The sequence below is a fragment of the Arthrobacter sp. Z1-9 genome (assembly GCF_054792695.1).
The window spans coordinates 2,618,422-2,644,516 of the sequence record NZ_CP096456.1 but is presented as its reverse complement, the minus strand read 5'-3'; the positions used below and the strand labels follow the sequence as shown (position 1 = coordinate 2,644,516).

24 protein-coding genes and 1 tRNA gene are annotated in these 26,095 nt (G+C 64.4%); 12 read left to right on the top strand and 13 right to left on the bottom strand.

Features of this window, described 5'->3' with window-relative positions:
• Positions 1–2: 2 nt before the first annotated feature.
• Positions 3–551 (bottom strand): DoxX family protein, encoded by a 549-nt coding sequence (locus M1D93_RS12240; RefSeq protein ID WP_461171802.1) that lies wholly within the window; start codon positions 549–551, stop codon positions 3–5.
• 206 nt (positions 552–757) lie between these two features.
• Between M1D93_RS12240 and M1D93_RS12235 the strand changes: the two genes are divergently transcribed.
• Entirely contained in the window at positions 758–1,603 is an 846-nt protein-coding gene (locus M1D93_RS12235; protein WP_461175005.1) for a sigma-70 family RNA polymerase sigma factor, read from the top strand.
• Positions 1,600–1,860, top strand: a complete 261-nt coding sequence (gene rsrA, locus M1D93_RS12230) for a mycothiol system anti-sigma-R factor (RefSeq protein WP_163162425.1) — start codon at positions 1,600–1,602, stop codon at positions 1,858–1,860. The genes M1D93_RS12235 and rsrA overlap by 4 nt, the downstream gene beginning before the upstream one ends.
• Positions 1,861–1,980: 120 nt before the next feature.
• Here rsrA and M1D93_RS12225 read toward each other — a convergent pair whose 3' ends face one another.
• From M1D93_RS12225 to M1D93_RS12205, 5 genes are all read right to left on the bottom strand, one after another.
• Positions 1,981–2,055: a 50S ribosomal protein bL37 gene (locus tag M1D93_RS12225; protein WP_369299106.1), complete on the bottom strand. Its 75-nt coding sequence runs from the start codon at positions 2,053–2,055 to the stop codon at positions 1,981–1,983.
• Positions 2,056–2,178: 123 nt separating this feature from the next.
• Positions 2,179–2,796, bottom strand: a complete 618-nt coding sequence (locus tag M1D93_RS12220) for a PadR family transcriptional regulator (RefSeq protein ID WP_461171801.1) — start codon at positions 2,794–2,796, stop codon at positions 2,179–2,181.
• Positions 2,796–3,623: a DUF4097 family beta strand repeat-containing protein gene (locus M1D93_RS12215; protein ID WP_461171800.1), complete on the bottom strand. Its 828-nt coding sequence runs from the start codon at positions 3,621–3,623 to the stop codon at positions 2,796–2,798. Before M1D93_RS12215 ends, M1D93_RS12220 begins: the two co-directional genes overlap by 1 nt.
• A gap of 83 nt (positions 3,624–3,706) precedes the next feature.
• The gene (locus M1D93_RS12210) at positions 3,707–4,306 is read right to left on the bottom strand and encodes a GDSL-type esterase/lipase family protein (protein WP_461171799.1); all 600 of its coding nucleotides are present in this window, start codon (positions 4,304–4,306) and stop codon (positions 3,707–3,709) included.
• A gap of 140 nt (positions 4,307–4,446) precedes the next feature.
• Positions 4,447–8,262, bottom strand: coding sequence for a multifunctional oxoglutarate decarboxylase/oxoglutarate dehydrogenase thiamine pyrophosphate-binding subunit/dihydrolipoyllysine-residue succinyltransferase subunit (locus M1D93_RS12205; protein WP_461171798.1), 3,816 nt, complete (start codon positions 8,260–8,262; stop codon positions 4,447–4,449).
• Between the two features lie 538 nt (positions 8,263–8,800).
• Here M1D93_RS12205 and M1D93_RS12200 point away from each other — a divergent pair.
• The 5 genes from M1D93_RS12200 to M1D93_RS12180 all read left to right on the top strand — a co-directional run bounded on the left by M1D93_RS12200 (position 8,801) and on the right by M1D93_RS12180 (position 13,997).
• The gene (locus tag M1D93_RS12200) at positions 8,801–10,138 is read left to right on the top strand and encodes a hemolysin family protein (protein ID WP_461171797.1); all 1,338 of its coding nucleotides are present in this window, start codon (positions 8,801–8,803) and stop codon (positions 10,136–10,138) included.
• Positions 10,135–11,205 (top strand): hemolysin family protein, encoded by a 1,071-nt coding sequence (locus M1D93_RS12195; RefSeq protein WP_461171796.1) that lies wholly within the window; start codon positions 10,135–10,137, stop codon positions 11,203–11,205. Before M1D93_RS12200 ends, M1D93_RS12195 begins: the two co-directional genes overlap by 4 nt.
• Positions 11,206–11,323: 118 nt before the next feature.
• Positions 11,324–12,310 (top strand): metal ABC transporter solute-binding protein, Zn/Mn family, encoded by a 987-nt coding sequence (locus M1D93_RS12190; RefSeq protein WP_461171795.1) that lies wholly within the window; start codon positions 11,324–11,326, stop codon positions 12,308–12,310.
• Positions 12,307–13,122 (top strand): metal ABC transporter ATP-binding protein, encoded by an 816-nt coding sequence (locus M1D93_RS12185; protein WP_461171794.1) that lies wholly within the window; start codon positions 12,307–12,309, stop codon positions 13,120–13,122. Before M1D93_RS12190 ends, M1D93_RS12185 begins: the two co-directional genes overlap by 4 nt.
• Positions 13,122–13,997 (top strand): metal ABC transporter permease, encoded by an 876-nt coding sequence (locus M1D93_RS12180; RefSeq protein WP_461171793.1) that lies wholly within the window; start codon positions 13,122–13,124, stop codon positions 13,995–13,997. Before M1D93_RS12185 ends, M1D93_RS12180 begins: the two co-directional genes overlap by 1 nt.
• 109 nt (positions 13,998–14,106) lie before the next feature.
• Here M1D93_RS12180 and M1D93_RS12175 read toward each other — a convergent pair whose 3' ends face one another.
• The gene (locus tag M1D93_RS12175; protein ID WP_461171792.1) at positions 14,107–14,625 is read right to left on the bottom strand and encodes a Fur family transcriptional regulator; all 519 of its coding nucleotides are present in this window, start codon (positions 14,623–14,625) and stop codon (positions 14,107–14,109) included.
• 95 nt (positions 14,626–14,720) lie between these two features.
• Between M1D93_RS12175 and M1D93_RS12170 the strand changes: the two genes are divergently transcribed.
• Positions 14,721–15,377 carry an MBL fold metallo-hydrolase gene (locus M1D93_RS12170; protein ID WP_461171791.1) on the top strand — a complete coding sequence of 219 codons (657 nt, stop codon included), beginning with the start codon at positions 14,721–14,723 and terminating at the stop codon, positions 15,375–15,377.
• On the opposite strand, the gene M1D93_RS12165 is transcribed toward M1D93_RS12170, so the two are convergent.
• A complete protein-coding gene (locus tag M1D93_RS12165; RefSeq protein WP_461171790.1) occupies positions 15,374–16,465 on the bottom strand; it encodes a PLP-dependent cysteine synthase family protein in 1,092 nt (363 codons plus the stop codon). The genes M1D93_RS12170 and M1D93_RS12165 overlap by 4 nt on opposite strands.
• 73 nt (positions 16,466–16,538) lie before the next feature.
• Between M1D93_RS12165 and M1D93_RS12160 the strand changes: the two genes are divergently transcribed.
• From M1D93_RS12160 to M1D93_RS12150, 3 genes are read left to right on the top strand one after another with little or no spacing between them, the layout of a single operon-like run.
• A complete protein-coding gene (locus M1D93_RS12160) occupies positions 16,539–17,450 on the top strand; it encodes a sulfurtransferase (protein ID WP_461171789.1) in 912 nt (303 codons plus the stop codon).
• A 9-nt stretch (positions 17,451–17,459) separates the two neighbouring features.
• On the top strand, positions 17,460–18,638 hold the full coding sequence (locus tag M1D93_RS12155; protein WP_461171788.1) for an NAD(P)-dependent alcohol dehydrogenase: 1,179 nt from the start codon (positions 17,460–17,462) through the stop codon (positions 18,636–18,638).
• Positions 18,635–19,060 (top strand): HIT family protein, encoded by a 426-nt coding sequence (locus tag M1D93_RS12150; RefSeq protein ID WP_461171787.1) that lies wholly within the window; start codon positions 18,635–18,637, stop codon positions 19,058–19,060. The genes M1D93_RS12155 and M1D93_RS12150 overlap by 4 nt, the downstream gene beginning before the upstream one ends.
• A 67-nt stretch (positions 19,061–19,127) precedes the next feature.
• On the opposite strand, the gene hrpA is transcribed toward M1D93_RS12150, so the two are convergent.
• Positions 19,128–23,093: an ATP-dependent RNA helicase HrpA gene (gene hrpA, locus M1D93_RS12145; protein ID WP_461171786.1), complete on the bottom strand. Its 3,966-nt coding sequence runs from the start codon at positions 23,091–23,093 to the stop codon at positions 19,128–19,130.
• Positions 23,094–23,175: 82 nt separating this feature from the next.
• Positions 23,176–23,343, bottom strand: a complete 168-nt coding sequence (locus tag M1D93_RS12140) for a hypothetical protein (RefSeq protein WP_461171785.1) — start codon at positions 23,341–23,343, stop codon at positions 23,176–23,178.
• Between the two features lie 80 nt (positions 23,344–23,423).
• On the opposite strand from M1D93_RS12140, the gene M1D93_RS12135 reads away from it, so the two are divergent.
• On the top strand, positions 23,424–24,392 hold the full coding sequence (locus M1D93_RS12135) for a GlxA family transcriptional regulator (RefSeq protein ID WP_461171784.1): 969 nt from the start codon (positions 23,424–23,426) through the stop codon (positions 24,390–24,392).
• A gap of 2 nt (positions 24,393–24,394) precedes the next feature.
• Here M1D93_RS12135 and M1D93_RS12130 read toward each other — a convergent pair whose 3' ends face one another.
• The 3 genes from M1D93_RS12130 to M1D93_RS12120 all read right to left on the bottom strand — a co-directional run bounded on the left by M1D93_RS12130 (position 24,395) and on the right by M1D93_RS12120 (position 26,054).
• Positions 24,395–24,715 (bottom strand): protealysin inhibitor emfourin, encoded by a 321-nt coding sequence (locus M1D93_RS12130; RefSeq protein WP_461171783.1) that lies wholly within the window; start codon positions 24,713–24,715, stop codon positions 24,395–24,397.
• 60 nt (positions 24,716–24,775) lie between these two features.
• Positions 24,776–25,828, bottom strand: a complete 1,053-nt coding sequence (locus M1D93_RS12125) for a M4 family metallopeptidase (protein WP_461171782.1) — start codon at positions 25,826–25,828, stop codon at positions 24,776–24,778.
• 150 nt (positions 25,829–25,978) lie between these two features.
• A tRNA-Arg gene (locus M1D93_RS12120) sits at positions 25,979–26,054 on the bottom strand.
• Positions 26,055–26,095 lie beyond the last annotated feature (41 nt).

Genomic DNA, 26,095 nt, shown 5'->3' with positions numbered 1-26,095 from the left:
GCTTATGCCCCTTTGGCCTGTTCAACAGCGCGGCGTACAGCCTTATCGGCCTTGGAGAGCTTCTTGTTGGTGGTCTTCCTGGCGTCTGCGGCAAGGTGGGTGGCACCCTTCCGCGCGTCTGCGGCGAAGTGCTCTGCGCGCCAGGCGAGTCCGGGCTTGCCTGCCGTGTCAACGGAAGCAAGCAGGGCTCCGCCGCTCAGTGAAAGGTTCTTGAGCAGCTGGTTGCGGCGGTTTCCGCGGCCTTCCTTGCTGCTGATGTCCGCGCTGCGCCACTCGACAAAGGTATTCAGAAGGGAAATGACGGTCAGTACAGTGGCTGAAAGCCGGGAAAATTTCCCGAGTCCAAAGAGGACGCCCGCGCCCACCTGCGTGCCACCGATAACCCGTGCCAGCGTCTTCTCGTCAGTACGGAACGGCAGCGCCGCCGTTGCCTTGCTCAGCAGGGGTGACAACTGCTGGGCGGTGTCGTCGGCGTTCTTGAGCTTATCCATTCCGGCAAAAACAAAACTGGAAGCCAGCATGGGCCGGGCGAGTGTGCGGACAAAGGTCATGAGTTTCCTCCTGGCTGGACGAACCGCGTCGGCTGCGGCGAAGTCGGTTCTAGTCTTGCACTTTTGGGGAATATTTGCCCAAGGCCCGGGGTTATGGATGCTGGGTCCGCGAGAGCTGGACCCGAACCACAAAGCACCGGACAACAGAGCGGAGTTGGCCCTTGAGGCGGGTGTTGGACGGAATTGAAGCGGCAGGCCCGGTGGCAATGGACTCGTTCGAGGACGAACCCCCCGGGTACGGCACGCCGCGTGCGCGGAGCCTGACAGTAGACTTGAAGGCAATGAGCACCTTGGATCCGGCCGTTTCGGCCATGTATGAGGCTTCCCAAAGCGAAGCCAAGAGCAGCGCTGACGCACAGCCCGAGGCCGCGGAGCCATCGGCAGATTCCCCGCGGCCCGACGCGGAAACCACCGAAGAGGTGGTGGAGCTTTCCACGGAATCTGCGGAAGAGCGCCGCGCCCGGTTTGAGCGTGACGCAATGCAGTATGTCGACCAGCTGTATTCGGCCGCGATGCGCATGGCCCGGAACCCTGCTGACGCGGAGGACCTCGTCCAGGAGGCCTACACCAAGGCCTTCTCCGCGTTTCACCAGTACAAGCCGGGAACCAACCTCAAGGCCTGGCTCTACCGGATCCTGACGAACACCTATATCAATCTGTACCGCAAACGGCAGCGCGAGCCGCTCCAGTCCAACTCGGACACCATCGAGGACTGGCAGTTGGCGCGGGCTGAGTCACACACCTCCAGCGGGCTCCGCTCCGCTGAGGCAGAGGCGCTGGATCACCTGCCCGATTCAGACGTCAAGCGCGCGCTCCAGGACATCCCCGAAGAGTTCCGCCTGGCGGTCTACTTCGCGGACGTCGAGGGCTTCGCGTACAAGGAAATTTCAGACATCATGAACACGCCCATTGGCACTGTGATGTCCCGGCTCCACCGCGGCCGGAGAATGTTGCGGGACATGCTCGGGGAGTACGCCGCCGAGCGGGGATTCAAAACGGCCGCAGGTCCGCAGGACGCGGCGGAAAGCACACAACAGGAGAACAGGAAATGAGCGACTGCCAGGGATTGGGCGACTGCGACGACACCCGGATGCAACGCATCTATGAGTATCTGGACGGTGCCTTGACCCGTGAGGACATCACGGAAATAAAGACCCACCTTGATGACTGCCCCGAATGCACGGAGCAGTACGACCTTGAGTGCGTCATCCGCAACATGGTCAAGCGTTCCTGCACTGAGGCTGCTCCCGAGAACCTCAAGAACGCCATCCTGGACCGGATCCATTCGATCCGCCCGGTGGACGCCTAGCCCGGGACAGCTGTCCAGCAGCCAGGCAAGGCGACGATTTCATCAACACATACAAAGGACCCCGGAAGCCGAATAGCTTCCGGGGTCCTTTGCTGTGAACCGTAGTACCTGGCGTTTTGCCTAGGTGTTGGGGCGCTTCCCGTGGTTCGCGCCGCCACGCTTACGGTCACGACGCTTGCGTGCACGCTTGCTCATAGCTGGCCTCCTTACTGTTGGTACTCAAAAGAGCTGCCCTCAAGTCTCCCACATCATCCGGCACCCCGCGAACCGGCGACCACCTCGTGACCTGCGGCTCGATGTGGGGCATTAGCGCGGAGGCTACTTTTCGAGGAGGGAATTCCGGACGGCGATGCGGGCCTGTTCCAGCACCGTCCTCAGCGTTTCCAGGACCACTGGACTCAGCGGCTGCTTGCCCGCCTGCAGCCGCAGCTCGCTGCGGAGGTCATCCCGGAACGCCTGGAGCATCGTCTCGGCTTCCTTCAGGGAACGCCTGCCCCCGGGTGACGCCCTGCCGCTGGAGGCGGTGGCATCGACCGAACCGGCGGCGGCCCGGGCCGCCTCCGCCGTCGCTGCAAGGTCAGCCCGCAGCCCGCGCATATTGCTGCGGATGTCTTCGCGGAGGTTGTCTGCCAGGCGCCGCACCGAGGCGGAAATCTCGTTTTCCACGGCCGCCAGTTCTTCACGGCGCAGGTTCAGCTCCGCGAGTCCGGCAGGCGTAATGCGGTAGTTGGTGCGGCGCCCGGCCGTTTCCGTGGCCACCAACCCCTCCTCCTCGAGTTTCCCCAACCGCGGGTAGATGGTTCCCGCGCTGGGGGAGTACGTGCCGCCAAACCGTTCCTTCAGCGCCTTGATGAGTTCGTAGCCATGCTTCGGGCCGGACTCCAGCAGGGACAAAAGGTAGAGCCGCAGGGCGCCGTGGGCGAAGACGGCCGGCATCAGGGCCGTTCTTCCGCGTTCCCGGACAGTCCGCTGTGGACGATGGATGTTGTGCCGGACACAGAATTGGTCCTGACCAGCATGAGTTTCGTGTCCGGGCCGGCGATCGTTTCCACCTTGCCCCCGGGTACGTGGTACTTCTGGTGGTCGATCACCACTGTTCCGCTGGCCGATTTGGCCACAATGTCCACGCCGACGTCGTGCGGTATGCGGATGGTGAGGTCTCCCGATACTGAGTTTGCCCCGAAATCCTCGGTGTAGCCCAGCAGGTCGAAACTCATGGCGCCGCTGACCGTGTTGGCCCGGATGTGGCTGAAGTTGCCGGACGCGGTCACCTCGCCCGAGACGGTCTTGGCAGTAAGGACGCCCGTGTGGTGGCGGGCGCTCACCTCGCCGCTGACGGTGTTAACGTGCAGTTCACCGTCCGTGCCGTCGGCCATCACGGAACCGGAGACGGTGTTCAGGCGCGTTCGGGCCGCCATTCCGGACACGAGGCCGTCACCGCTGACGGTGCCTGCCTCAACCTCAACCGTCGCCGGAACCGCAATGCTGATGACCGCGTAGTTCTCGCTGTTGTGGTTGACCGTTCCCATGAGGTTCTTGAACCAGCCCTGGGGCCCGTGCAGCTGGTGACGGACCTCAAGCCGGCCGTCCTCCAAGGAAACTGCCACGGGGTCGCCCTGGACCTCGGAAATCTCTATCCGGGTCACCGGCTCGTGGTGCGCCACCACGTCGAAGCGGCCACGCACCATGCCCAGCTTCAGTGACGTCACCGAGTCGACGTCGATGGTCTGCGCGCTCGTGACATCCCAGTTTTGCTGAGCCATTGGTCCTCCAAGACGTTATATCGCGTGATGCACCCAACCTACTGCCGGCGCGGGCGGCGGTCAAGATATATCGCGAACTCGGCCTACTCGGGGACGGCCATCCCCAGCCACTGGAACCAGCCACGGTGCAGTACCAGCCAGGCCATCAGCCCATATCCGGCCTGCCCGGGCGTGCCGCCGTTCGCAGCCAGGTCCTGCCGCCACTGTTCGTGGTTCAGGAGGGGAGAAAAAGTATCCACATAGAGGTGCTTGCGGCGTGTGGTGACATCAGCGAAGGCAGTGTTCAGCTCGTCCAGCCGGCGGTTTTGGGCAGGGTCCAGAGTGGGTGGCGGTCCCACCACAAAAACCCCCAGGCGGTTCTGGGACGCCGAGTCCAGGATGTTGGCCAGGTTGAGCCGGCTGCGGGCTGTTGATAGTCCGAACTCGATATCCCGGCCGGACAGGCCTATGACCAGGCGGTTCTCGGCATGGTCGCTGAACCGCCTGCCGGCCTCGTCCATCCAGCGGGCGGCCAGGCCTTCCGTTCCTTCCTGCGGACAGGGGAGGGCGTAGCTTTCCAGGAGCACGCCATCCTGGGGAGTCCGGGCCAACACGCGGCCCAGCCAGCCGAGCGCCCGGGGGTCACCCAGACCGGCCAGCAATTCATCTCCTACAGCTGCGATACGCAGCTTCCTGTCTTCCACACGTTCCTCTTAACCTCGGTGCTGGCTGCCCGTCGCCATTCGGACCATATAGGGGGATCGGGCCGGCGCTGTCCATCCCATTAAACAGAACTGCCCGGCCGGAGTCTGGTATTTCGACTCCGGCCGGGCAGCCTTACTGGTTACTTCCGCGCAAATGCCTGCTTCAGCAGGGCATCCTGCTCTGCGGCGTGGCGCTTCATGGAGCCGGCGGCCGTGGAGGCCGAGGCCGGACGCGACACCAGGCGGACCCTCCGGTCAAGGGCATCCGGGAGGTTCAGGCCGATAAACGGCCACGGTCCCTGGTTGGCGGGCTCGTCCTGGGCCCAGACAACCTCGGCGTTGGGGTACTTGGCCAGCTCGGCCGCGATCTCCGCGTGCGGCAGCGGGTAAAGCTGCTCCACCCGAACAATCGCCGTCGTTTTGTCATCGGTCTTCTGCCGGGTGGACAGGAGATCGTAGTAGAGGCGGCCGGAGACCAGCAGCACGCGTTCGACGGCGTCGGCGGCCAACTGCTCATGCTCACCGATGACAGGCCGGAACCCGCCGGTGGTGAAGTCCTCCACGGACGACGCGGCGGCTTTGAGGCGCAGCAGCTGCTTCGGCGTGAAGATGATCAGCGGCTTCCTCGGCCGGCTGTACGCCTGGCGGCGGAGCAGGTGGAAGTGCGAGGCCGCCGTGGTGGGGTTGGCCACGATCATGTTCTCTTCGGCGCACATCTGCAGGAAGCGTTCGATCCTTGCCGAGGAGTGGTCCGGTCCCTGGCCCTCGTAGCCGTGCGGAAGCATCAGCACCAGCGACGAGCGCTGGCCCCATTTCTGCTCCGCGGAGGAAATGAATTCGTCGATGACGATCTGGGCGCCGTTGACGAAGTCGCCGAACTGCGCTTCCCACAGGACGAGGGCGTCGGGGCGTTCCACGGAGTAGCCGTATTCGAAGCCCATGGCCGCGTATTCGGACAGCAGCGAATCGTAGATCCACAGCTTGGCCTGGTCGTCGGAGAGGTTGCCCAGCGGCAGCCATTCCTTACCGTTGGCACGGTCGTGGAAGACGGCGTGGCGCTGGACGAACGTGCCGCGGCGTGAGTCCTGGCCGGCCAGGCGCACCGGTACGCCTTCCATGATGAGGGAGCCGAAGGCTGCGATCTCGCCGAAGCCCCAGTCGATGCCGCCTTCGCGGGACATCTGTTCACGCTTCTCCAGCAGCTGCTTGAGCTTGGCGTGGACGGTGAAGCCGTCAGGGATCTCCAGGTGGGCCTTGCCGATCCGCGCCAGGGTGTCTGCCGAAATGGCAGTGGACACGGGGGAGTTGGTGCTGGAGTCGGACTGCTGGGCGATAGGCCGCTCAATGTCGGACACCGCTGCGGAATCCGCGGTCACGATCGGAATCGGGGAGGTCTGCGCAGCATGGGTCTCGGCAAAGACCCGTTCCAGGCGTTCCTGGTAGTCGCGGAGCAGCTGCTCTGCTTCTTCCTCGGTAATGTCACCACGGCCGATCAGCGACTCGGTGTACAGCTTGCGCACTGAACGCTTGGCTTCGATCAGGTTGTACATCAACGGCTGGGTCATCGAGGGGTCATCGCCCTCGTTGTGCCCGCGGCGGCGGTAGCACACCATGTCGATGACAACGTCCTTGTGGAACCGCTGGCGGAACTCGTAGGCGAGCTGGCCGATGCGGACCACAGCCTCGGGATCGTCGCCGTTCACGTGGAACACCGGTGCCTGGATCATCTTGGCAACATCAGTGGAGTACGTAGAGGACCGGGACGAGGACGGGGCGGTGGTGAAGCCCACCTGGTTGTTGACCACCACGTGGATGGTTCCGCCGGTGCGGTAGCCGCGGAGCTGGGACAGGTTCAGGGTTTCGGCAACCACGCCCTGGCCGGCGAACGCGGCGTCGCCGTGGACCATGATGGGCAGGACCGGGAACGACTCGCCCTGGTCCAGCCGGTCCTGCTTGGCGCGGACGATGCCCTCCAGGACAGGGTCCACTGCTTCGAGGTGGGACGGGTTGGCGGCCAGGTAGACCTTGGTCTCCTTGCCGTTGTCCGAGGTGAAGGTTCCCTCGGTGCCCAGGTGGTACTTGACGTCGCCGGATCCCTGTACCGAGCGGGGATCCTGGGTGCCCTCGAATTCGCGGAAAACCTGTGCGTAGGTCTTGCCGGCGATGTTGGTGAGCACGTTCAGGCGGCCGCGGTGGGCCATGCCGATGGCTACTTCGTCCAGGCCGTCATCGGCGGCATCGGACATGATGGCGTCCAGCAGCGGAATCAGGGACTCGCCGCCTTCAAGCGAGAAGCGCTTCTGGCCAACGAACTTGGTCTGCAGGAAGGTCTCGAACGCCTCCGCGGCGTTCAGCTTCGAGACGATGCGCAGCTGCTCTTCACGGCTCGGCTTCGAGTAGGGGTGCTCCAGCTGGTCCTGGAACCACTTGCGCTCGGCAGGCTCCTGGATGTGCATGTATTCGATGCCCGTGGTGCGGCAGTAGGCGTCGCGCAGGACGCCCAGGATGTCGCGGAACTTGAGCATGGGCTTGCCGCCGAAGCCGCCGGTGGGCCATTCGCGGTCCAGGTCCCAGAGCGTCAGGCCGTAGGTGAGGACATCGAGGTCCGGGTGCTTGCGCTGGACGTATTCGAGGGGATCAGTGTCCGCCATCAGGTGTCCGCGGACGCGGTAGGAGTGGATCAGCTGCTGGATCCGGGCAACCTTGTTGATTTCGTCAGCCGGGTCCACCTGCTTGTCGGCGCTCCAGCGTACGGGCTCGTACGGAATGCGCAGGGACTCGAAGATCTCGTCGTAGAAGTTCTGCGCACCGAGCAGGAGCTGGTGGACCAGCTTCAGGAACTCACCGCTGCCGGCACCCTGAATCACCCGGTGATCGTAGGTGGAGGTCAGGGTGAGGACCTTGCTGATGGCGTTCTGGGCGATGATCTTCTCGCTGGCACCCTGGAATTCCGCAGGATAGTCCAGTGCGCCAACGCCGATGATGGCTGCCTGGCCCTTGGAAAGGCGCGGCACGGAGTGCACGGTACCGATGCCGCCCGGGTTGGTCAGGGAGACGGTGGTGCCCTGGTGGTCCTCAGCCGTCAGCTTGCCGTTGCGGGCGCGCTTGATGAGGTCCTCGTAGGTGTGCCAGAACTCGGAGAAGTTGAGGGTCTCAGCCTTCTTGATGTTCGGCACCATCAGCAGGCGGGTTCCGTCGGGCTTCGGCATGTCGATGGCGATACCGAAGTTGACGTGTGCTGGCTGGACGGCAACTGGCTTGCCGTCCACTTCGTCGTAGTACACGTTCATGGAAGGGAACTGGGAGAGCGCGCGGATGACCGCGTAGCCGATCAGGTGCGTGAAGGAGACCTTGCCGCCGCGTGCGCGGGCGAGGTTGGAGTTGATGACAACGCGGTTGTCGATCAGCAGCTTGGCGGGGATGGCCCGGACGCTGGTGGCGGTGGGCACCTGGAGGCTGGTGACCATGTTGGTTGCAATGGCCTTCGCCGGTCCGCGAAGGACGGAAACAACGTCCTCTTCCGGAGCCGTGGGTGCCTTGACGTTCTTGGGCAGCTGCGCAGGGATGGGCTGCGAGCCTGTGCCGGACTCGGTCTTCTTCGAACCGTCGCGGGCCACAGTGGCAGGAGCCTTCTTCACAGGCGCCGGCGCAGGAGCGGCAGGTGCCGCCGAGGCCGGCGGTGCCGACGGGACGGGAGGCGCTGCTGCCGGCGGCGCTGCCGGTGCCGCAGGAGCTGCATTCACAACCGGCATTTCCCTCGTTGCAGGGTGGGCAGCGGCATGCCCCGAGTTTCCGTTGGAAGAAGAACTGCCGGCCGAGCCGAAGGATTCAAACAGCGGCCACCATTTGGCGTCGACTGAGTTCTTGTCCTTTTGGTACTGCTCGTACAGTTCGTCAACGAGCCACTCGTTTCCGCCAAATTCCTCTGGTAGACGGTGGCTAGGCTGCTCTGGCACTTGAAATACGCCTCTTCCATGAGTTTGATTTCTCTCCGGCCCACGGTGCTTCAGCACTACGTTTTAACCGGTCTCTGCGTCCTCTGAACCCAGACCAATGCCAGTCTAGTAAGCATCCTGTGGTAACTGCCAATAAGGGTGACCCAAATCATGAAGTGACGCGAAAAGGCCGGAATATGGCGGAATGTAGTGCGCGGAAATAGGGGTTTTGGCGGCAGGCGAGAGTCTGCCCGTTCGGCGTGGCGGGAGTCGCGGCCGGAGAAGCGGGCTCCTGTAGACTGAAATTCTTATGGACAGTAAATCTAGGTGCCGGCCTGGGGGCTGTCAGCGGAGCGTAAAGAGCGCCGCGCAGTCCACCCGCAGAGCCGGCAAACCCCGAACACGCGCCCATCACCATTCGCTGGCAAAGCCGGCAGCAGCTGCAAAGGAAACTGCGTCGGCATCGGCCGACCATCCTCCGCCGGACCGATCTTCCTGTCGGCGCTTCCCCATTTCAACGCCCTGCCCTGCGGCCTCCGCTGTCGGGACGGGATGCTGAATGGAATGGCTTCTCCTCGCAGCGGGTTTGCTGCTGATCGCCGGCACGGGCTTTTTTGTCGCCGTCGAATTTTCGCTTATTGCCCTTGACCGGGCCACCGTCCAAAGAGCCATCGACGACGGCGACGCCGGCGCCGTTCCTTTGCTCGCGTGCCTGAAGTCCCTGTCAACCCAGCTCTCCAGCTGCCAGCTGGGCATCACGCTGACCACCTTGCTGACCGGTTACGTGATGGAGCCATCGGTGGGCCGGCTTCTGGAAGGCCCGCTGGCCGCCGTCGGACTCCCTGACGTGGCGGTGGCCTCCATCTCGCTTGTCCTGGCGATGGTCATCGCTACCCTGCTGTCGATGCTCCTGGGCGAACTGGTCCCCAAGAACATGGCCATTGCGCTGTCCTTCCCCATGGGCCGCGCCCTGGCGCGGCCGCAGCTGATGTTCACCGCCGTGTTCAAACCCGCCATCGTGGTGCTCAACGGCTTTTCCAACAAGGTCCTGAACGTCTTTGGGCTGGAGGCGAAGGAAGAGATTTCCGGCGCCAGGACCCCTGCCGAGCTGTCGTCGCTGGTTCGGCGGTCGGCGGAGATGGGAACGCTGGACCCGGGCACGGCCAACTTCGTTGCACGCACCTTGAACTTCTCCACCCGTACGGCTGCCGATGTCATGACTCCGCGCATCCGGGTGGAAACCATCGAGGCGGACCAGCCGATTTCCGACATCCTTGCTGCCGCACGCAGGACCGGGTACTCGCGTTTCCCGATCATCGGTGAATCTGCCGATGACATCAGGGGACTGGTTCACGTCAAAAAAGCGGTGGCCGTTCCCTGGGACCGCCGGCAAAACCTGGAAGCCGGGGCCATCATGACCGACGTGCTGCGGGTTCCGGAGACCATCCACCTCGACGCCCTGCTGGCGGAACTCCGCGAGGGGAACCTGCAGCTGGCTGTTGTCCTGGACGAGTATGGCGGAACCGCCGGCATCGCCACCCTTGAGGACCTCGTGGAGGAAATCGTGGGAGAGGTGTCGGACGAGCACGACAGGGTCCGTCCGGGGCTGCTGCAGAGTGCGTCCGGCGACTGGTATTTTCCCGGACTGCTCCGCCCGGATGAACTGTCTGAACAGATTTCCGGCCTGACCGTTCCCGATGAGGCAGCCTACGAAACAGTGGGCGGCTATGTCATGAGCAAGCTCGGCCGGATCGCCACGGTGGGTGACACCGTCCCCGTTGGCGGCGGAACCCTGAGCGTCACCAGAATGGACGGCAGGCGGATTGACCGGATCTGTTTCCGGCCGGCCGAGCCTGAACCCGAGTCCGGGAACCACAACGACGGGACTGCACCATGAGCGACTGGGCCGGAATTATGTGGCTGGTTGTCCTGCTGTTCGGCAATGCCTTTTTTGTTGCCGCCGAGTTTGCGGTGATGTCTGCCCGGCGCAGCCAGATCGAGCCGCTGGCCGACGCCGGATCAAAGCGGGCGCAAACCACCCTCCGTGCGATGGAGAACGTTTCGCTGATGCTGGCGTGTGCCCAGCTTGGGATTACGGTCTGTTCCCTCCTGATCCTGCTGGTGGCAGAGCCGGCCATCCACCACCTGTTGGCTGTGCCGCTGGAAACGTTGGGCCTGCCGATGGAAGTCGCCGATGTGGCAGCCTTCGCGGTGGCGCTGATGCTGGTGACGTTCCTGCATGTGACCTTCGGCGAGATGGTGCCGAAGAACATCTCCGTGAGCGTGGCCGACAAGGCGGCACTCTTGCTCGCGCCGCCGCTGATGTTCATTGCCCGGCTGGTCCACCCCGTCATCTCCGTTCTTAACTGGTCCGCGAACCACATCCTCAAGCTGCTCCGCATCGAGCCCAAGGATGAGGTGAACTCCTCCTTTACCCTCGAGGAGGTGCAGTCGATCGTGCAGGAGTCCACCCGCCACGGCCTGGTGGACGACGATGCCGGGCTCATCACCGGCGCACTCGAGTTTTCGGAGTACAGTGCAGCGGACATTATGGTTCCGCTGGAAAAGCTGGTCATGCTCAGGGCAGCCACCACCCCGGTGGAGTTTGAGAAAGCCGTGAGCCGCACCGGATTTTCCCGCTTCCCCATGCTCGACGATGACGACATGCTGTACGGCTACCTCCACGTGAAGGACGTCCTGTCCATCCCGGAGGCAGCCTACGAGCGCCCCATCGCCGAGAGCCGGATCAGGTCCCTTGCGAACCTGGCCCTGGATGACGAGATTGAAAAGGCGATGTCGGTGATGCAGCGCAGCGGCTCGCACCTCGCACGGGTCATCGGCACGGACGGCAAGACGAAGGGCGTCCTGTTCCTGGAAGACGTCATCGAGCAGCTCGTGGGGGAGATCCGGGACGCCACCCAGGCCACCGGTGTCCGCAGGCTGGGCCAGCCAAACGGGGGATAACGCGCCTGTGCCAGTGTGCCTACAGATCAGTATGGCTTGCTTACCTAAATAGGAATCATTCCTATCTAGGTATAAGCTTGAGTGGTTCTTTCCGCTCCCACTTCGAACCGAGGTTTCCGTGCGCCGTTTCGCCGTTGCCCGAATGTCTTTAGCAGCCGTTGCCGGGCTGGGCCTGCTGCTCACCGCGTGCAGCCCGCAGCCGGAAGCGTCGCCCGAAAATGCGGTCGGCATCGATGTGGTGGCGTCCACCAGCGTCTACGGGGACATAGCCAGGACAATCGGCGGGGACAAGGTCAGCGTCACCGCCATCATCACCAAGACGAGCCAGGACCCGCACTCCTACGAAGCCACCGCCCAGGACCGGTTGGCAGTGTCCAAAGCGGACCTCGTCATCAAAAATGGCGGCGGATACGACGGCTTTCTCCACACCCTCGCGGAGGACGGCGGCGTTGACGCAGGCAACGTGCTGAACGCCGTCGAACTTTCCGGACTCGCACACCCTGAGGAAGAGGCTTCGGGCGGGGCAACCCCAACGGAATCGCCGGCAGGGGATGGCGACGCCCACGATCACGGTGAGCTGAACGAGCATGTCTGGTACAGCCTCCCAGCTATGAAACACCTGGCTGATGGCCTGGCCGCCAAGCTTGGTGAGCTGGAACCTGCCTCTGCCGCAACCTTCGAATCAAACGCTGTTGCCTTCAAGTCGGGGCTGGAGGAACTGGCTGGAAAGCTCGAAGGGCTGAAGGCCGGCGCAGACGGCGCCCAGGTGGCTGTCACCGAGCCGGTGCCCGTGTACCTGCTCGAAGCTGCAGGCCTGGAGAACGCCACGCCTGAGGACTACACTGCCGCGATTGAGGAAGGCTCCGACGTTCCGCCGGCCGTCCTCAAAGCCGCAACCGACCTGGTGTCCTCCAAGTCTGTCCGGTTCCTCGCCTACAACGGGCAGACAGAAGGTCCTCAGACCGAAGCGCTGAAGAAGGCCGCCGAAGCGGCAGGTGTGCCGGTAGTCGATTTCAGTGAAACGCTCCCCGAGGGCAAGACCTACGTGCAGTGGATGACGGACAATGTGAACAACATCAGCACAGTTCTGGAGAAAAATAGTTGAAACCCGTTGTCAGCCTCACCGGGGCGTCCCTCGCATTCGGTAAGCGGACGCTTTGGGAGGATCTGGACCTGGACATCAGGCCCGGCGAGTTTTTTGCTGTGCTCGGCCCCAACGGCAGTGGCAAAACCAGCTTTCTAAAGGTCCTGCTGGGTCTCCAGGATCTGCACCGGGGCAAGGCCACGCTCGGTGGACACCCGGTTGAGCGCGGCAGCAGCCTGATCGGTTACATCCCGCAGCAAAAGTCCTTCGCCCGCGATACGCCGATGCGGGCCCGGGACCTGGTGGGCCTGGGCGTTGACGGCCACCGCTGGGGGCTCCGGCTGTCCTCGGCCAAGGCGAACCGCAGGATTGATGAGCTCCTTGAACTGGTGGGGGCAACCGAGTATGCCAAGGTCCCGGTAGGCCAGCTCTCCGGCGGCGAGCAGCAGCGGCTACGCGTGGCGCAGGCACTCGCCACCGACCCCAAGGTCCTGCTGTGCGATGAACCATTGCTCTCCCTCGACCTGCACCACCAGCAGGCAGTCAGCGCGCTGATCAATAAACAATGCCACGAGCAAAACAGTGCCGTGGTGTTTGTAACCCACGAGATCAACCCCGTGATCGACTACGTGGACCGGGTGCTCTACCTGGCCGGCGGACGCTTCAAGGTTGGCACCCCGCAGGAAGTAATGACCACCGAAGTCCTCTCGGATCTCTATGGCAGCCACGTCGAAGTGATTCACGCCAACGGGCGCATCGTGGTGGTGGGCCTGCCGGATGCCACCACGCATCATCACGCGGAGGCCCACGCCCTTGCAGGAGAGGTGGCCTGATGGACGCGGACAGCATCCTAGGTGCCATCTTCAGCTTCGAGAATTACGGCGAATTGCTGGTCCTGGTGCAGAACTCGATTTGGGCGGGAGCGGTCCTGGGCCTGCTCGGCGGGCTGGTGGGCACTTTTGTTATGAAGCGCGACCTGGCGTTCGCAGTCCATGGAATTTCGGAACTGTCCTTCGCCGGTGCCGCCTTCGCCCTGCTGATCGGGGCCGACATCGTTTTCGGTTCGCTGATCGGCTCAGTAGCAGCTGCGCTTCTCCTGGGCCTGATGGGAGTGCGGGCCAGGGACAAAAACTCGATCATCGGCGTGATCATGCCGTTCGGGCTGGGCCTCGGAATCCTGTTCCTGTCCCTGTATGAGGGCCGCGCTGCGAACAAGTTCGGTTTGTTGACCGGACAGATCGTGTCAGTCGATACCGTACAGCTCCAGGCCCTGGCCGGGACCGCCGTGGTGGTGATGGTGGTCCTTGCCGGCATCTGGCGGCCACTGAACTTTGCCAGCGTGGATCCCGAACTCGCCGAGGCCCGCGGGGTTCCGGTCCGGACGCTGGCCATCGTTTTTATGGTCCTGCTGGGAATCAGTGTTGCCCTGTCCATCCAGGTGGTGGGAGCCCTCCTGGTGCTCGCACTCCTGATCACGCCTGCTGCCGCCGCCCTCCGGGTGACTTCTTCTCCGGTGGCTGTGGTGGTGCTCAGCGTCGCCTTCGCCATGACGGCGACCGTCGGCGGAATCCTGCTGGCCCTGGGCGGCCGCATCCCCATCAGCCCCTACGTCACCACGTTGTCGTTCCTGATCTACGTAGTGTGCCGCATCATCGGATCCGTCCGGTCGTCCCGGGGCATCAATGGGCGGGTACTGCAGGCGCACTAACGTGCAGCGGCACGGCCTCGCAGCAACTCGCATCGGCCCGCTGCAGCTCGCCGCGGCCCGGCCAGCTCACCGCGGCCCGGGCACGGACAGCTCCCGACGCCGGGCCTTCCTAGAGTTTGCCGGCTGCCCTGAGTGCCGTGCAGTCAGGGCACAGCCCAAAGATTTCCACCGTGTGCGCTACCTCGGTGTAGCCATGTTCGCTGGCCGTACGGGCAGCCCACGTTTCCACGGCCGGCGCTTCCACCTCCACGGCTTTGCCGCAGTTCCGGCACAGAAGGTGGTGGTGGTGACCGGTGACGGCACACCGGCGGTATACCGCTTCGCCGTCGCCATTGCGCAGCACGTCCACCAGTCCCTCGTCGGCAAGCGACTGAAGAATCCGGTAGGCGGTGGCGAGGGACACCGAGACGCCCTGGTTCTGCAGGATGCGGTAGAGCTCCTGCGTGCTCACAAAGTCGTCCAGTTCATCAAGGGCGGCGCTCACTGCCAGCCTCTGCTTGGTGACACGCTGTTCCTTGCCGGCAGCAGGACCGGCGGTACCGGCAGGACCGGCTACGGTCCGTGTGCTGCCGCCCGGGGCCGGGGCCGAAGCGGGCTTGGTGGAATCAGCCTTCGTGCCGAACGGCATGGATGAACTCGCTTCCCTCAGGATGGTGGCAAAGATCAAGATTACCAGCCGGTGCTTCGTGGACAGGGGTTCCCACCGGACCCTAGGCTGACGCTATGAAGCTGACCAAATACACCCATGCCTGCATCCGCCTTGAGAAGGGCAACCGGATTCTCGTCCTGGATCCCGGAACCTTCTCGGAAACGGCTGAGGCGCTGGCGGACGCTGAAGCAGTGCTGGTCACGCACGAACATGGCGACCACATCGACGTTCCTGCAGTAGTGGCTGCCTTGAAGGACAACGGGGACCTGGCGGTTTTCGCCCCTGCGGGCGTCGCGGAGAACCTGCGCAAGGAGGCTCCCGAAGCCGCAGCCCGCATCAACACCGTGGAGCCGGGGTCATCGTTTGAGGCGGCAGGCTTCGGGGTCCGCAGCTTCGGCGGACAGCATGCCTTGATCCATCCGCAGATCCCCGTGGTGGCCAACGTCGGCTACCTCCTGGACGGGAACGTGTACCACCCGGGTGATTCATTTGTTATTCCCGATGGCATTGACGTGCAAACACTGCTGGTGCCCCTTCATGCGCCATGGAGCAAGGCCGCTGAGGTGGTGGACTTCGTGATCGGCGTCCGCGCACCACGCGCCTTTCAGATCCACGACGGATTGCTCAATGATGCCGGCCTGAAAATTGTGGAGGGCCATGTCAAGAGGCTCGGAGCCAAGTACGGCACGGAGTATCAGCACCTGGCCGCGCGGGAGTCCGTGGAGGTCTAAACCTCTTCGCCGTTCCAGCTGCCGGTGTCGAAGAACCGCCCGATCACCGCTTCATACGGGTGGGGGTCCAAGCCGTGTGAGGTCAGCCAGTCCGGGTTGTAGTAGTTCCCTGCATAGCGTTCGCCGCCGTCGCAGATCAGCGAGACGATGCTGCCCTTCCGGCCTTCCGCGATCATTCCGGCGATCAGCTGCCAGACGCCCCAGAGATTGGTGCCGGTTGAGGGACCGGCGTGGAGTCCGGCCAGCGTCTGCAGGTGACGCATGGCGGCGACCGATGCAGCGTCCGGAACCTGGATCATGTGGTCGATCACGGATGGCACAAAGCTGGGCTCCATCCTGGCCCGGCCGATGCCCTCGATCCGGGACGGCAGGCCGGTAGCAGGGCCGGACGTGTTGCCGCGCCAGCCCGGGTAGAAGGCCGAGTTCTCCGGATCCACCACCAGCAGCCGGGTGGGATGGCTGTGGTAGCGGAGGTACCTGCCGATGGTTGCGCTGGTGCCGCCGGTCCCTGCACCCACCACAATCCAGTCCGGGACGGGATGTTCCTCCAGTGCGAGCTGGCCGAAGATGGACTCCGCGATGTTGTTGTTTCCGCGCCAGTCGGTTGCCCGCTCGGCGTAGGTGAACTGGTCCATATAGTGCCCGCCGCAGGTGGCAGCGACTTCCTCTGCCGCCGCGTAGACCTCGGAGGCATGGTCCACCAGGAGGCAGGCGCCGCCGAACTGCTCAATCAGGGCGATTTTCTCCGCGCTGGTGGTGCGTGCCATGACAGCGATGAACGGCAGCCCCAGGAGCTGGGCAAAATACGCCTCGGACACCGCGGTGCTGCCGCTGGAGGCCTCAACAATCGTGGTGTCCTCCCTGATCCAGCCGTTGGCCAGCCCGAACAGGAACAGGGAGCGCGCCAGCCGGTGCTTGAGGGACCCGGTACGGTGTGTGGACTCATCCTTTAAATAGAGCTGGACGCCCCAGTGTTCCGGGAGGGGTACGGAGTAGAGGTGCGTGTCGGCGGAGCGGTTGTTTTCTGCCGTGATTTTCCGGATGGCTGCGTCGGCCCAGTCCCGGCCCGCGGTGCGCTCGATCTTCACCGCACCAGCCTATACGCGGCCGCCGGAGCTGCCGTTAGAGTGGGAGCGTTGGCTGCCCGCCGGAAGGAGCACGATGTACCCCCTGATGGATGTTGCCGGGCTGGAACAGCGCCGTGCCGCCGGCCAGCGTGTGGTGCTGCTGGACGTGCGCTGGGCGCTGGGCGACCCGGACGGCCACGACCACTATTTGAAGGGGCACCTGCCGGGTGCCGTCTTCGTCGACCTGGCCGCCGAACTTGCAGACCCTGCAGCTCCGGAGCGGGGCAGGCACCCGCTGCCTTCGCCCGCCGTCTTTCAGGATGCGGCGAGGCGCTGGGGCATCAACAGCGGAGATGTTGTGGTGGCCTATGATGACAGCGCCAACATGGCCGCCGCCCGCGTCTGGTGGATGCTGCGGAATGCCGGTGTTCCGGACGTCTACCTGCTCGACGGCGGTCTGGCAGCCTGGCGTGCAGCGGGCTTGCCGATCGAACAAGGAGAGGTCAAAGCCAGTCCGGGCGACGTCACCCTGGCGGACGGGGAGATGCCAACGCTGGACGCGGCCGACGTCAGCGGTTGGATGGAGAGCGGACTCCTTGCGGGCGGTCCCGCTCCGGACAGGATCCTTCTCGACGCGCGGGCCGGAGAGCGGTACCGAGGCGAACTTGAGCCTGTTGATCCCCGGGCAGGCCACATCCCCGGTGCTGTCAGTGCTCCGACCTCGGAGAACGTGGACCCGGCGGGCCGGTTCCTGCCTCCCGCCGAGCTGCGCCGGCGCTTCGAGTCGCTGGGCATCACCGAGGATGTCCGGGTGGGCGTCTACTGCGGGTCCGGGGTCACGGCAGCGCACCAGGTGGCCGCCCTTGAACTCGCCGGATTCCATGCTGCCCTCTATCCCGGGTCATTCTCGGAGTGGTCCAGCAATGCCAACCTGCCTGTGGTGACGGGGCCGGAACCCGGCGGCGGCGGGCCGGCTGAGTGGAAACATGGCGGCGCTGAAGGGTAGCGTCGCACTATGACTCCTGGACGTCCCGTGCCGCCGCCCCTTGCAAAACCTGTCACCCCCAGCCCTGCCGCTCATGAGCCGGCTGGCTCTGGCGTTATTGCCTCCGACGACGGCGTCCTGGCCGCCGCGTACGGCGCGACGTCACCGGACAGCGGCCTGGTGCCACTGACCCTTGCCCGGCGCGCTCCGGGGGCGGACGACGTCGAAATTGCCATTGAGTTTTGCGGGTTGTGCCATTCGGATGTCCACGCGGTGCGCGGTGAGTGGGGTGGCCAAAGCTGGCCGCTCGTGCCCGGCCACGAAATCGTGGGTACTGTCAGCCGCATCGGGTCAGCCGTCACCGACTTCGCGCCCGGGGACCGCGTGGGGGTGGGCTGCATGGTGGACTCCTGCCGCGAGTGCGAAAGCTGCCTGGACGGGCTGGAACAGTACTGCGAAAACGGGATGACCGCCACATACGGTGCCGTGGACCGGCGGAACGGCGGGTCCGTGACGCAGGGCGGTTATTCCTCCTCAGTGGTGGTGGACCGCCGCTACGTCCTTCGCGTGCCGGAGTCCCTGGACCCCGCCGCCGTCGCACCCTTGCTGTGTGCCGGTGTCACCACCTACTCGCCCCTGCGTCATTTCGACGTCGAAGAAGGCGATGTGGTGGGCGTTGTCGGGCTGGGCGGACTGGGCCATATGGCCGTCAAGCTCGCCAAAGCCATGGGAGCCAAGGTGGTGGTGTTCACCACGTCCGAGTCCAAGGTGCCCGCCGCCCTTGAACTTGGCGCCGACGAGGTAGTTTTGTCCCGCGATGACGCAGCGATGGACGCCGCCAACCGCACCATCGACCTGATCATCGACACCGTCGCAGCCCCGCACGACCTGAACCCGCTGTTCCGCACCCTGCGCGTGAACGGTGCGCTCTTCCAGCTCGGCCTTCCGTCCGAACCCATGCCGCCGGTCAACCCGCGGGCGCTGATCCGGCGCCGGATAGCCTATGCCGGTTCCTTGATCGGGGGCATTGCCGAAACCCAGGAAATGCTGGACTTCTGCGCGGAGCACGGCGTTGTTGCCGACGTTGAAGTGGTCCGGGCCGACCAGCTGAATGACGCCTACGACCGGATGGTGGCCGGCGATGTGAAATACCGGTTTGTGCTGGACACCAGTACCCTGCAGGCAGCCGCCAAGGAGGCAGACGCATGAGCACCCTTTTCACCAGGATTTTGAACGGCGAGATTCCCGGCCGCTTTGTTTGGCGGGAAGACGACGTCGCCGCGTTCCTCACGACTGGACCGCTGGCCGACGGACACACCCTGGTGGTCCCCACAGAGGAAGTGGACCGCTGGACCGATGCTTCCCCGGAGACCCTGGCGAGGGTCATGGAGGTGGCGCGGCGGATCGGTGCCGTGCAGGTGGACATCTTCGGCGCGGCGCGGGCCGGGCTGATCGTGGCAGGTTACGAGATCAACCACCTCCACGTGCATGTGTGGCCGTCGAGGAGCATGGCGGACTTCAATTTCGCCTCGGCAGACCAGAATCCGGATCCGAAGGTGCTGGATGCCAACGCCGAGAAACTGCGGGAAGGCCTCAGGGCTGCCGGGTATCGGGCGTTCGTCCCCGCCTGACAGTTCCCGCTTGGCCGTTTCCCTCCCGTATTGATGCCGGCTTCTGTTCCCGGCCCAGGCATGCTGCCTAGGCCGGGGCCAGCGCCTTGTTGAGCACGGCACGGATCCGCTTCTCGGATACCGAATAGGCTGTTCCGAGTTCGACGGCGAAGAGGCTCACCCGGAGCTCTTCGATCATCCAGCGGACCTGGGCCAGCTCGCCGCCGGCCCGCCGTCCCGGAAGCAGGGCGGAAGCGGCGTCGTCGTAGTCATCCTCGAGCCGCTGCACCACCGCCATGCTGAGGGCGTCGCGCTGGACGTTGCCCGGGAGGCGCTCCAGCCGCTTTTCAATGGCGGCAAGGTACCGGGGGAGCTGGCTGAGCTGGGCATAGCCGGTGCGTGCCACAAACCCCGGGTACACCAAGTGCTCCAGTTGGCTCTTGATGTCATTGAGCGCGCTGATGAGCGCGAGGCTCGTCGTGCCCTTGAGCTGTTTTTCAATCCGCCGGGTACTGGCAAGAATGCGCTCCACCACGGCGGTCACGCTGAACACGGTATCGATCAGCTCGGCCCGGACCACTTCATAGAGCGCATCGAAGGACTGCCGGTCCCACGGCAATTCCGCCGGGGTGAGTTTGTCGATGGCGGCCAGCGCGCAGTCAGCGATCAGGGCTGCGACTGAGCCGTGCGGGTTCTGGCTGAACGTCAGCTTCTCAGTGTTGCTCAGGTGCTCCAGCACGTACCGGTCCGGAGCCGGAACACGCAGCGCCAGCAACCTGATCACGCCGCCGCGCATGGCGTCCTGCTGCTCGTCCGGGGTCTGGAAAACCCGGAGTGCCACCGACTTGCCCTGGTCAACCAACGCGGGATAACCCGTCACTGTGTGGCCCTTGACCACATTGCTGACCTGGCGCTGGATGGCTCCAAAGCTCCACTCGGTCAGGCCCTCCTGCTCCCGGAAGCCGGCGGGACCGGACCCAGCCTGTGCAGGGGCGGAGGCCTGCACCCGCGGATTCCCGCCGTCGTCGGCCTTGCCCCCGGTACGCGCCGCCTTGCCGCGCGGGGCTGTGGAGGCGGGCGTGGCACCGAGTGATTCGGCAATGGCCCGCCGGGTGGCCGGCGCAAGCTGTTCCTGCAGGGCCGCGAGGTCCTTGCCCTCGTCCAGGACCGTGCCCTTGCTGTCCACCACCTTGAAGGTCACGCGAAGGTGCGGGGGCACCGCGTCCCAGTTCCACGAACCGGGCGGGATGATGCTGCCGCGGATGCGGCGGAGCGCAAGTTCGAGGGACGGTTCCAGTTCGTCGGAGGCCGGGTCGAAATCGGACTCCAGCACCGCCACTGCCTGCCGGGCGACGTCCGGGGCAGGAACAAAGTTCTTGCGGATCTGCTTGGGCAGGGACTTGATCAGGGCGGTGACCAGTTCCACGCGCTGGCCGGGTATCAGCCAGCGGAATGCCTTGTCGTCCAGCTGGTTCAGGAAAAGGACCGGCACTTCGGCGGTGACGCCGTCGTTCGGGTTGGGCGGCGAGCCGGGGGCCACCGGGTGGAACTCGTAGGTCAGCGGGAGTTCAAAGCCCTTGTGCAGCCAGGTCTTCGGGTAGGCGGATACGTCGAGGTCATCGGCGTCATCGCTGAGGAGGAATGACTTGTCATAGTCCAGCAGGTCCGGGTTCTGCTGCCGGGCGTCCTTCCACCACTTATCAAAGTGCCGTTCGGACACGACGTCCGGCCCCACCCGCGCGTCGTAGAACTCAAACAGCGTCTCGTCGTCCACGAGGAGGTCCCGGCGCCGCATCCGGGCTTCGAGTTCCTCAACTTCCTGCAGGAGGGCCCGGTTGCGGTGGAAGAACTTGTGGTGCGTTTTCCAGTCGCCCTCCACCAGTGCATGCCTGATGAAGAGTTCCCGGGCGACAATCGGGTCCACCCTGCCGTAGTTGATCCTGCGCTGCGCGATGATGGGCACGCCGTAAAGAGTGACCTTTTCGTAGGCCATGACAGCGCCCTGGCGGGTGGACCAGTGGGGCTCGCTGTAGCTGCGCTTGACGAGGTCCGGCGCCACCTGCTCTGCCCAGACGGGATCGAATTTCGCTGCAACCCTGGCCCAGAGCCGGCTTGTTTCCACCAGTTCGGCCGCCATCACGAAGGTGGGCGACTTCTTGAACAGCGCAGAACCGGGGAAGATCGCGAAGCGGCTGCCCCGGGCCCCGGCGTACTCACGCTTGCGCTCATCCAGGATTCCGATGTGGCTCAGGAGCCCGGACAGGAGGCTGATGTGGATGCCGTCATGGTTGCCAACGGGATCGGCGAGGCGTTTATTGTCCAGGCTGATGCCCAGGGGCCGCGCGAGCTGGCGCAGCTGGGCAAACAGATCCTGCCACTCGCGCACCCTGAGGTAGTTGATGAATTCGGCCCGGCACAGGCGGCGGAAGGCCGACGACGACAGCTCCTGCTGCTTCTCCTGGATATAGTTCCACAGGTTCAGGAAGCCCGTGAAGTCCGAGTTCTCGTCCTTGAACCTGTTGTGCTTTTCGGCGGCGAGCTGTTGCTTGTCTGTAGGGCGCTCGCGGGGGTCCTGGATGGTGAGGGCTGCCGCCAGGATCATGACCTCCCGGACACAGCCGCGTTTTCCGGCTTCCACGATCATCCGGCCCAGCCGGGGATCCACGGGCAACTGGGCCAGCTTTTGCCCGACGGCGGTGAGCCCGCCGCCGCTTTTCGCGCCGCCCGTGCCGTTCTGGGGCTGGGCGGCAGCCAGGGCGCCGAGCTCGCGGAGCAGCGTGACGCCGTCGTTGATTGCCCTCGTTTCGGGAGGCTCCACGAAGGGGAAGTTTTCGACGTCCTTCGGCCCCCGCGCCACTCCCATGGCTGTCATTTGAAGGATGACGGCGGCGAGGTTCGTGCGCAGGATTTCGGGATCGGTGAAGCGGGGCCGGGACTCGAAGTCCTCCTCCGAGTACAGGCGGATGGCAATGCCCTCGGACACGCGGCCGCACCGGCCGGAACGCTGGTTGGCGGATGCCTGCGAGACGCGTTCGATGGGGAGCCGCTGGACCTTGGTGCGGTGCGAGTACCGGGAGATACGCGCTGTTCCGGTGTCGATCACGTATTTGATGCCCGGGACTGTCAGCGACGTCTCTGCCACGTTGGTGGCGAGCACGATCCGGCGTTTGTTGCCCGGATGGAATACCTTGTGCTGTTCCTGCAGGCTCAGGCGTGCGAACAGGGGGAGGATTTCCGTTCCGACCAGTCTTCTATTGGACTGGATCCGGGCCTGGAGGGCGTCGGCGGCATCCCGGATCTCGCGTTCGCCGGAAAAGAAGACGAGGATGTCGCCCGGGGCTTCGGCCGCGAGTTCGTCGACGGCGTCACAGACGGCGTCCAGCGGGTCGCGGTCCTCCTCGAGCTCGTCGTCTGAAGCGTTCTCTTCATCTGCCCCGGCAGGCGGCTGCGACAGCGGGCGGTACCGTATTTCCACCGGGTACGTCCGCCCGGAGACCTCAATGATGGGGGCTGGGAGGTCCGGCGTGCCGAAGTGGTTGGCGAAACGTTCAGGATCGATGGTGGCGGAGGTGATGATCACCTTCAAATCGGGCCGCTGCGGCAGGATTCGCTTGAGGTAGCCAAGGATGAAATCGATGTTGAGGCTGCGTTCATGGGCTTCATCGATGATGATCGCGTTGTACTTGCGCAGCAGCTTGTCGCGCTGGATCTCCGCCAGCAGGATGCCGTCGGTCATCAGCTTGACCTTGGTGTTCCGGCTGACCTCGCCGGTGAATCGGACCTGGAAGCCGACCTCCTGGCCGAGGTCAACGCCCAGTTCCTCTGCGATGCGCTCCGCGACCGTGCGGGCGGCGAGCCGGCGCGGCTGGGTGTGGCCGATCAGGCCGTTTTCGCCCAGGCCGAGCTCAAGGCACATCTTGGGAATTTGGGTGGTCTTACCGGAGCCGGTCTCGCCGGCGATGATGGTCACCTGGTTCGCTGCGATGGCGGCCATCAGGTCTTCGCGGCGCTCGGAGACTGGGAGCTCGGCAGGATAGGAAATGTGAAGTGTCATGGCTGCTGACAGTCTACTGCGGGAGCCCGGGCTTCCCGCTTTCGACTGGTTGCAGCCCTACCCGCTGCTTGGGTGGTTGGGGCTAGAAAATGCGGAGCGTGTAGTTGGTGCTGGGAAGGTCAAGGGCTGACCATGATTCGTGCGACTCGACAGGAGGCGTGTGCCCCCTGCCATCACGCAGGAGAGCCGACACAGTGGCGGCAAATACGAGGAGAAGCAGGACGATCAGGGCGGTTGTGAGGATTTCCATGCCTCCATGCTTGTCCTCTTCGTGGCCAAGAAGAAGTGGCAGAAATGCCCAAAAGCTAAAATTCCTGCCACAATGGAAGCATGCTGAAATCAGTAGCCGTCATCGTGGTTTCCAACTTCTCGATGTTCGAATTTGGGACTGCCTTCGAGGTGTTCGGCATCGACCGGTCCGGGCGGGGGAGTGGCGTTCCGGCTTTCGACTTCCGCGTCTGCACGCCGGTTCCGGGCGAGGTTCCACTCAAATCCGGCCTGTCCATGAATGTGGCCCTGGGACTCGAGGCCACCGCCGATGCCGACCTGGTGATCATGGCTCCCTACGGCAGGGATGATGACGTGCCTGAGTCCGTCCTTGACGCGCTTCGGGCGGCGGATGCAAGGGGAGCGTGGGTCATGTCCATCTGTTCAGGAGCCTTTGCCCTGGCACGGGCCGGCCTCTTTGATGGCCGCCGCTGCACCACGCACTGGCACTATTCCGGGGAACTGGCAGCCAAATACCCCGGCGTGCAGGTGGATGAAAATGTCCTGTATGTGCAGGACGGCACCATCATTTCCTCTGCCGGTACGGCCGCCGGGATCGATGCATGCCTGCACCTGGTGCGCGTGGAACTGGGAGCGCAGGTGGCCGCCGCGATAGCCCGCGACATGGTGGTTCCCCCGCACCGTGACGGCGGCCAGGCACAGTTTATTGACCGGCCCATGCCCACTTGCGGCTCGGCTCCGATGGAGGAACTCCTCCGCTGGATGGTGGAGCACCTGGACCATGAGCACACGGTGGCCGAACTGGCGGCGCGGGTGCACATGTCCGCGAGGACCTTCGCCCGGAAGTTCCGGTCGGAAACGGGTGCGACGCCGGCGGCCTGGCTCAATTCCCAACGGGTGCTTCGCGCCCAGGAACTTCTGGAGTCCACCGACCTGAACATCGACGAGATTGCTCGCGAGTCCGGATTCGGGCATCCGGTGCTGCTGAGGCACCACTTCGCCAAGGTTTTGGACACCAGCCCGCAGTCCTACCGCCGGGCCTTCCGCGGACAGCTGGCAGAGGTGGGTTAGCTTTACGTGTCCCGGCGCTGGGCGGCGCCTGACTCCTCTGCCGCTGCCCGGGTGGTGTCCACCAGCACCCGCCAGGGACCGGTGACCGCCTGCTCGGGCAGGGCGGCCCGGTGCTGACCTGCCCGGATGGAGTAGATGAACCGATCCGGCTGGGCTCCCGAAAATTCCGCCGCGGCGGCCCGCGGTGTCCGGGGTACGGCATCCCATGGGCATGCTTCCACGATGGGCTGCCAACGACTTCTGGCCGTCTCGGATTCGGCGTTGACCGTCCAAACCCGGGTCATCGCCGCGATACCGCCGGTGCGCTCCACACTGATCTTCATGGCCCTGGTTCCTGGGTGGCTCAAGCCCGGCTGCCTTAAGTACGGCAGCCAGGCGACCCGCTAAAGCTTGACCTTCACAGTTTCCCACGCGTTCCGCACGGCGTCATGCTCTTTTGAATCCGAACCGAAAAGCTCCGCAGCGGTGGCCGCCGTGGCGCGGGCAAATACAGTGAAGGTCGCGCCGGTGGGCAAATCGCCGCTGGTGAGTGTCTCGTACCAGATGCGTCCGGGGGAGTCCCAGGCGTTCCCGCCCAGCTTTTCCGCCACCAGGTAGAAGGCCCGGTTGGGAATACCCGAGTTGATGTGGACACCGCCATTGTCGGCGCTGGTCCGCACGTAAGAGTCCATTGAGTCCGGCTGCGGATCCTTGCCCAGGACGTCGTCGTCGTAGGCAGTTCCCGGAGCCTTCATGGAGCGCAGGGCGCGCCCTTCCACCTCCGGCGTGAAAAGACCCTCGCCAATGAGCCAGCTGGCCTCTGCCGCCGACTGGTTCTTCACATACTGCTCCACGAGCGCGCCGAACACGTCCGACATGGACTCATTGATGGCCCCGGCCTGGTTCCGGTACACCAGCGCAGCAGAGTACTGGGTAACCCCGTGGGCAAGCTCGTGGCCGATGACGCTGATGGACTTGGTGAACCGCTCGAAGACCTCCCCGTCGCCATCTCCGAAAACCATCTGCGTCCCGTCCCAAAACGCGTTGTCGTAGAGCTTGCCGAAGTGCACGGTGGCGTTCAAGGGCAGGCCCCGGCCGTCGATCGAGTTCCTTCCGAAGACGTCAGCGTAGAGGCGATGCGTGTGGCCCAGCCCGTCATAGGCCTCATCGGTCGCAGGATCCCCTGTGGCGGACTCGCCCTCTTTTCGGACGAGTTTGCCCGGGAGGATTTCCGAACCGCCGGCGTCGAAAACCGAGCGGTTTGACGGTCCTGGTTTAGCCTGACGCACTCCTGCTGGAACATCGGGGGCTGCCTGGACGCGGGCCGCGTGAACCGACCGGACGTGCCCCAATGCCTCTTTGGCGGCCCTTGCCGCTGCAGAAAACTCCGGAGCGTCCTGCCTGGCCAGCCGCCTCAAGAGGTAGGGCGGAATGATGGAACAGATCGGAACGTGCATGGCGTACCCCCTCAACTTGGTGAATTCAGACTACGAGGGGGCACAGACAAAGCGGTGCAGGCGCAGGTGACGAGTTGGGGTGACTGGGCAGGAACTTGCACGGGCAAAAAGAGAAGCACCCCGGTCGGTGGACCGGGGTGCTTCTGGTGATGGTGCCCTCGATAGGATTCGAACCTACGACCTTCTGCTCCGGAGGCAGACGCTCTATCCCCTGAGCTACGAGGGCAATCCGGGGTTCCTGCCGTTGCCGGCGGGACGTCCTAGAGC

Coding starts and splice junctions, on each gene's coding strand:
- M1D93_RS12175 (WP_461171792.1), bottom strand. CDS start 14,625: ATGCCGTTCGGCACGAAGGCTGATTCCACCAAGCCCGCTTCGGCCCCG.
- M1D93_RS12160 (WP_461171789.1), top strand. CDS start 16,539: ATGTACCCCCTGATGGATGTTGCCGGGCTGGAACAGCGCCGTGCCGCC.
- M1D93_RS12130 (WP_461171783.1), bottom strand. CDS start 24,715: ATGAAGATCAGTGTGGAGCGCACCGGCGGTATCGCGGCGATGACCCGG.
- M1D93_RS12195 (WP_461171796.1), top strand. CDS start 10,135: ATGAGCGACTGGGCCGGAATTATGTGGCTGGTTGTCCTGCTGTTCGGC.
- M1D93_RS12180 (WP_461171793.1), top strand. CDS start 13,122: ATGGACGCGGACAGCATCCTAGGTGCCATCTTCAGCTTCGAGAATTAC.
- M1D93_RS12140 (WP_461171785.1), bottom strand. CDS start 23,343: ATGGAAATCCTCACAACCGCCCTGATCGTCCTGCTTCTCCTCGTATTT.
- rsrA (WP_163162425.1), top strand. CDS start 1,600: ATGAGCGACTGCCAGGGATTGGGCGACTGCGACGACACCCGGATGCAA.
- M1D93_RS12135 (WP_461171784.1), top strand. CDS start 23,424: ATGCTGAAATCAGTAGCCGTCATCGTGGTTTCCAACTTCTCGATGTTC.
- M1D93_RS12215 (WP_461171800.1), bottom strand. CDS start 3,623: ATGGCTCAGCAAAACTGGGATGTCACGAGCGCGCAGACCATCGACGTC.
- M1D93_RS12125 (WP_461171782.1), bottom strand. CDS start 25,828: ATGCACGTTCCGATCTGTTCCATCATTCCGCCCTACCTCTTGAGGCGG.
- M1D93_RS12240 (WP_461171802.1), bottom strand. CDS start 551: ATGACCTTTGTCCGCACACTCGCCCGGCCCATGCTGGCTTCCAGTTTT.
- M1D93_RS12150 (WP_461171787.1), top strand. CDS start 18,635: ATGAGCACCCTTTTCACCAGGATTTTGAACGGCGAGATTCCCGGCCGC.
- M1D93_RS12155 (WP_461171788.1), top strand. CDS start 17,460: ATGACTCCTGGACGTCCCGTGCCGCCGCCCCTTGCAAAACCTGTCACC.
- M1D93_RS12220 (WP_461171801.1), bottom strand. CDS start 2,796: ATGCCGGCCGTCTTCGCCCACGGCGCCCTGCGGCTCTACCTTTTGTCC.
- hrpA (WP_461171786.1), bottom strand. CDS start 23,093: ATGACACTTCACATTTCCTATCCTGCCGAGCTCCCAGTCTCCGAGCGC.
- M1D93_RS12170 (WP_461171791.1), top strand. CDS start 14,721: ATGAAGCTGACCAAATACACCCATGCCTGCATCCGCCTTGAGAAGGGC.
- M1D93_RS12200 (WP_461171797.1), top strand. CDS start 8,801: ATGGAATGGCTTCTCCTCGCAGCGGGTTTGCTGCTGATCGCCGGCACG.
- M1D93_RS12235 (WP_461175005.1), top strand. CDS start 758: ATGGACTCGTTCGAGGACGAACCCCCCGGGTACGGCACGCCGCGTGCG.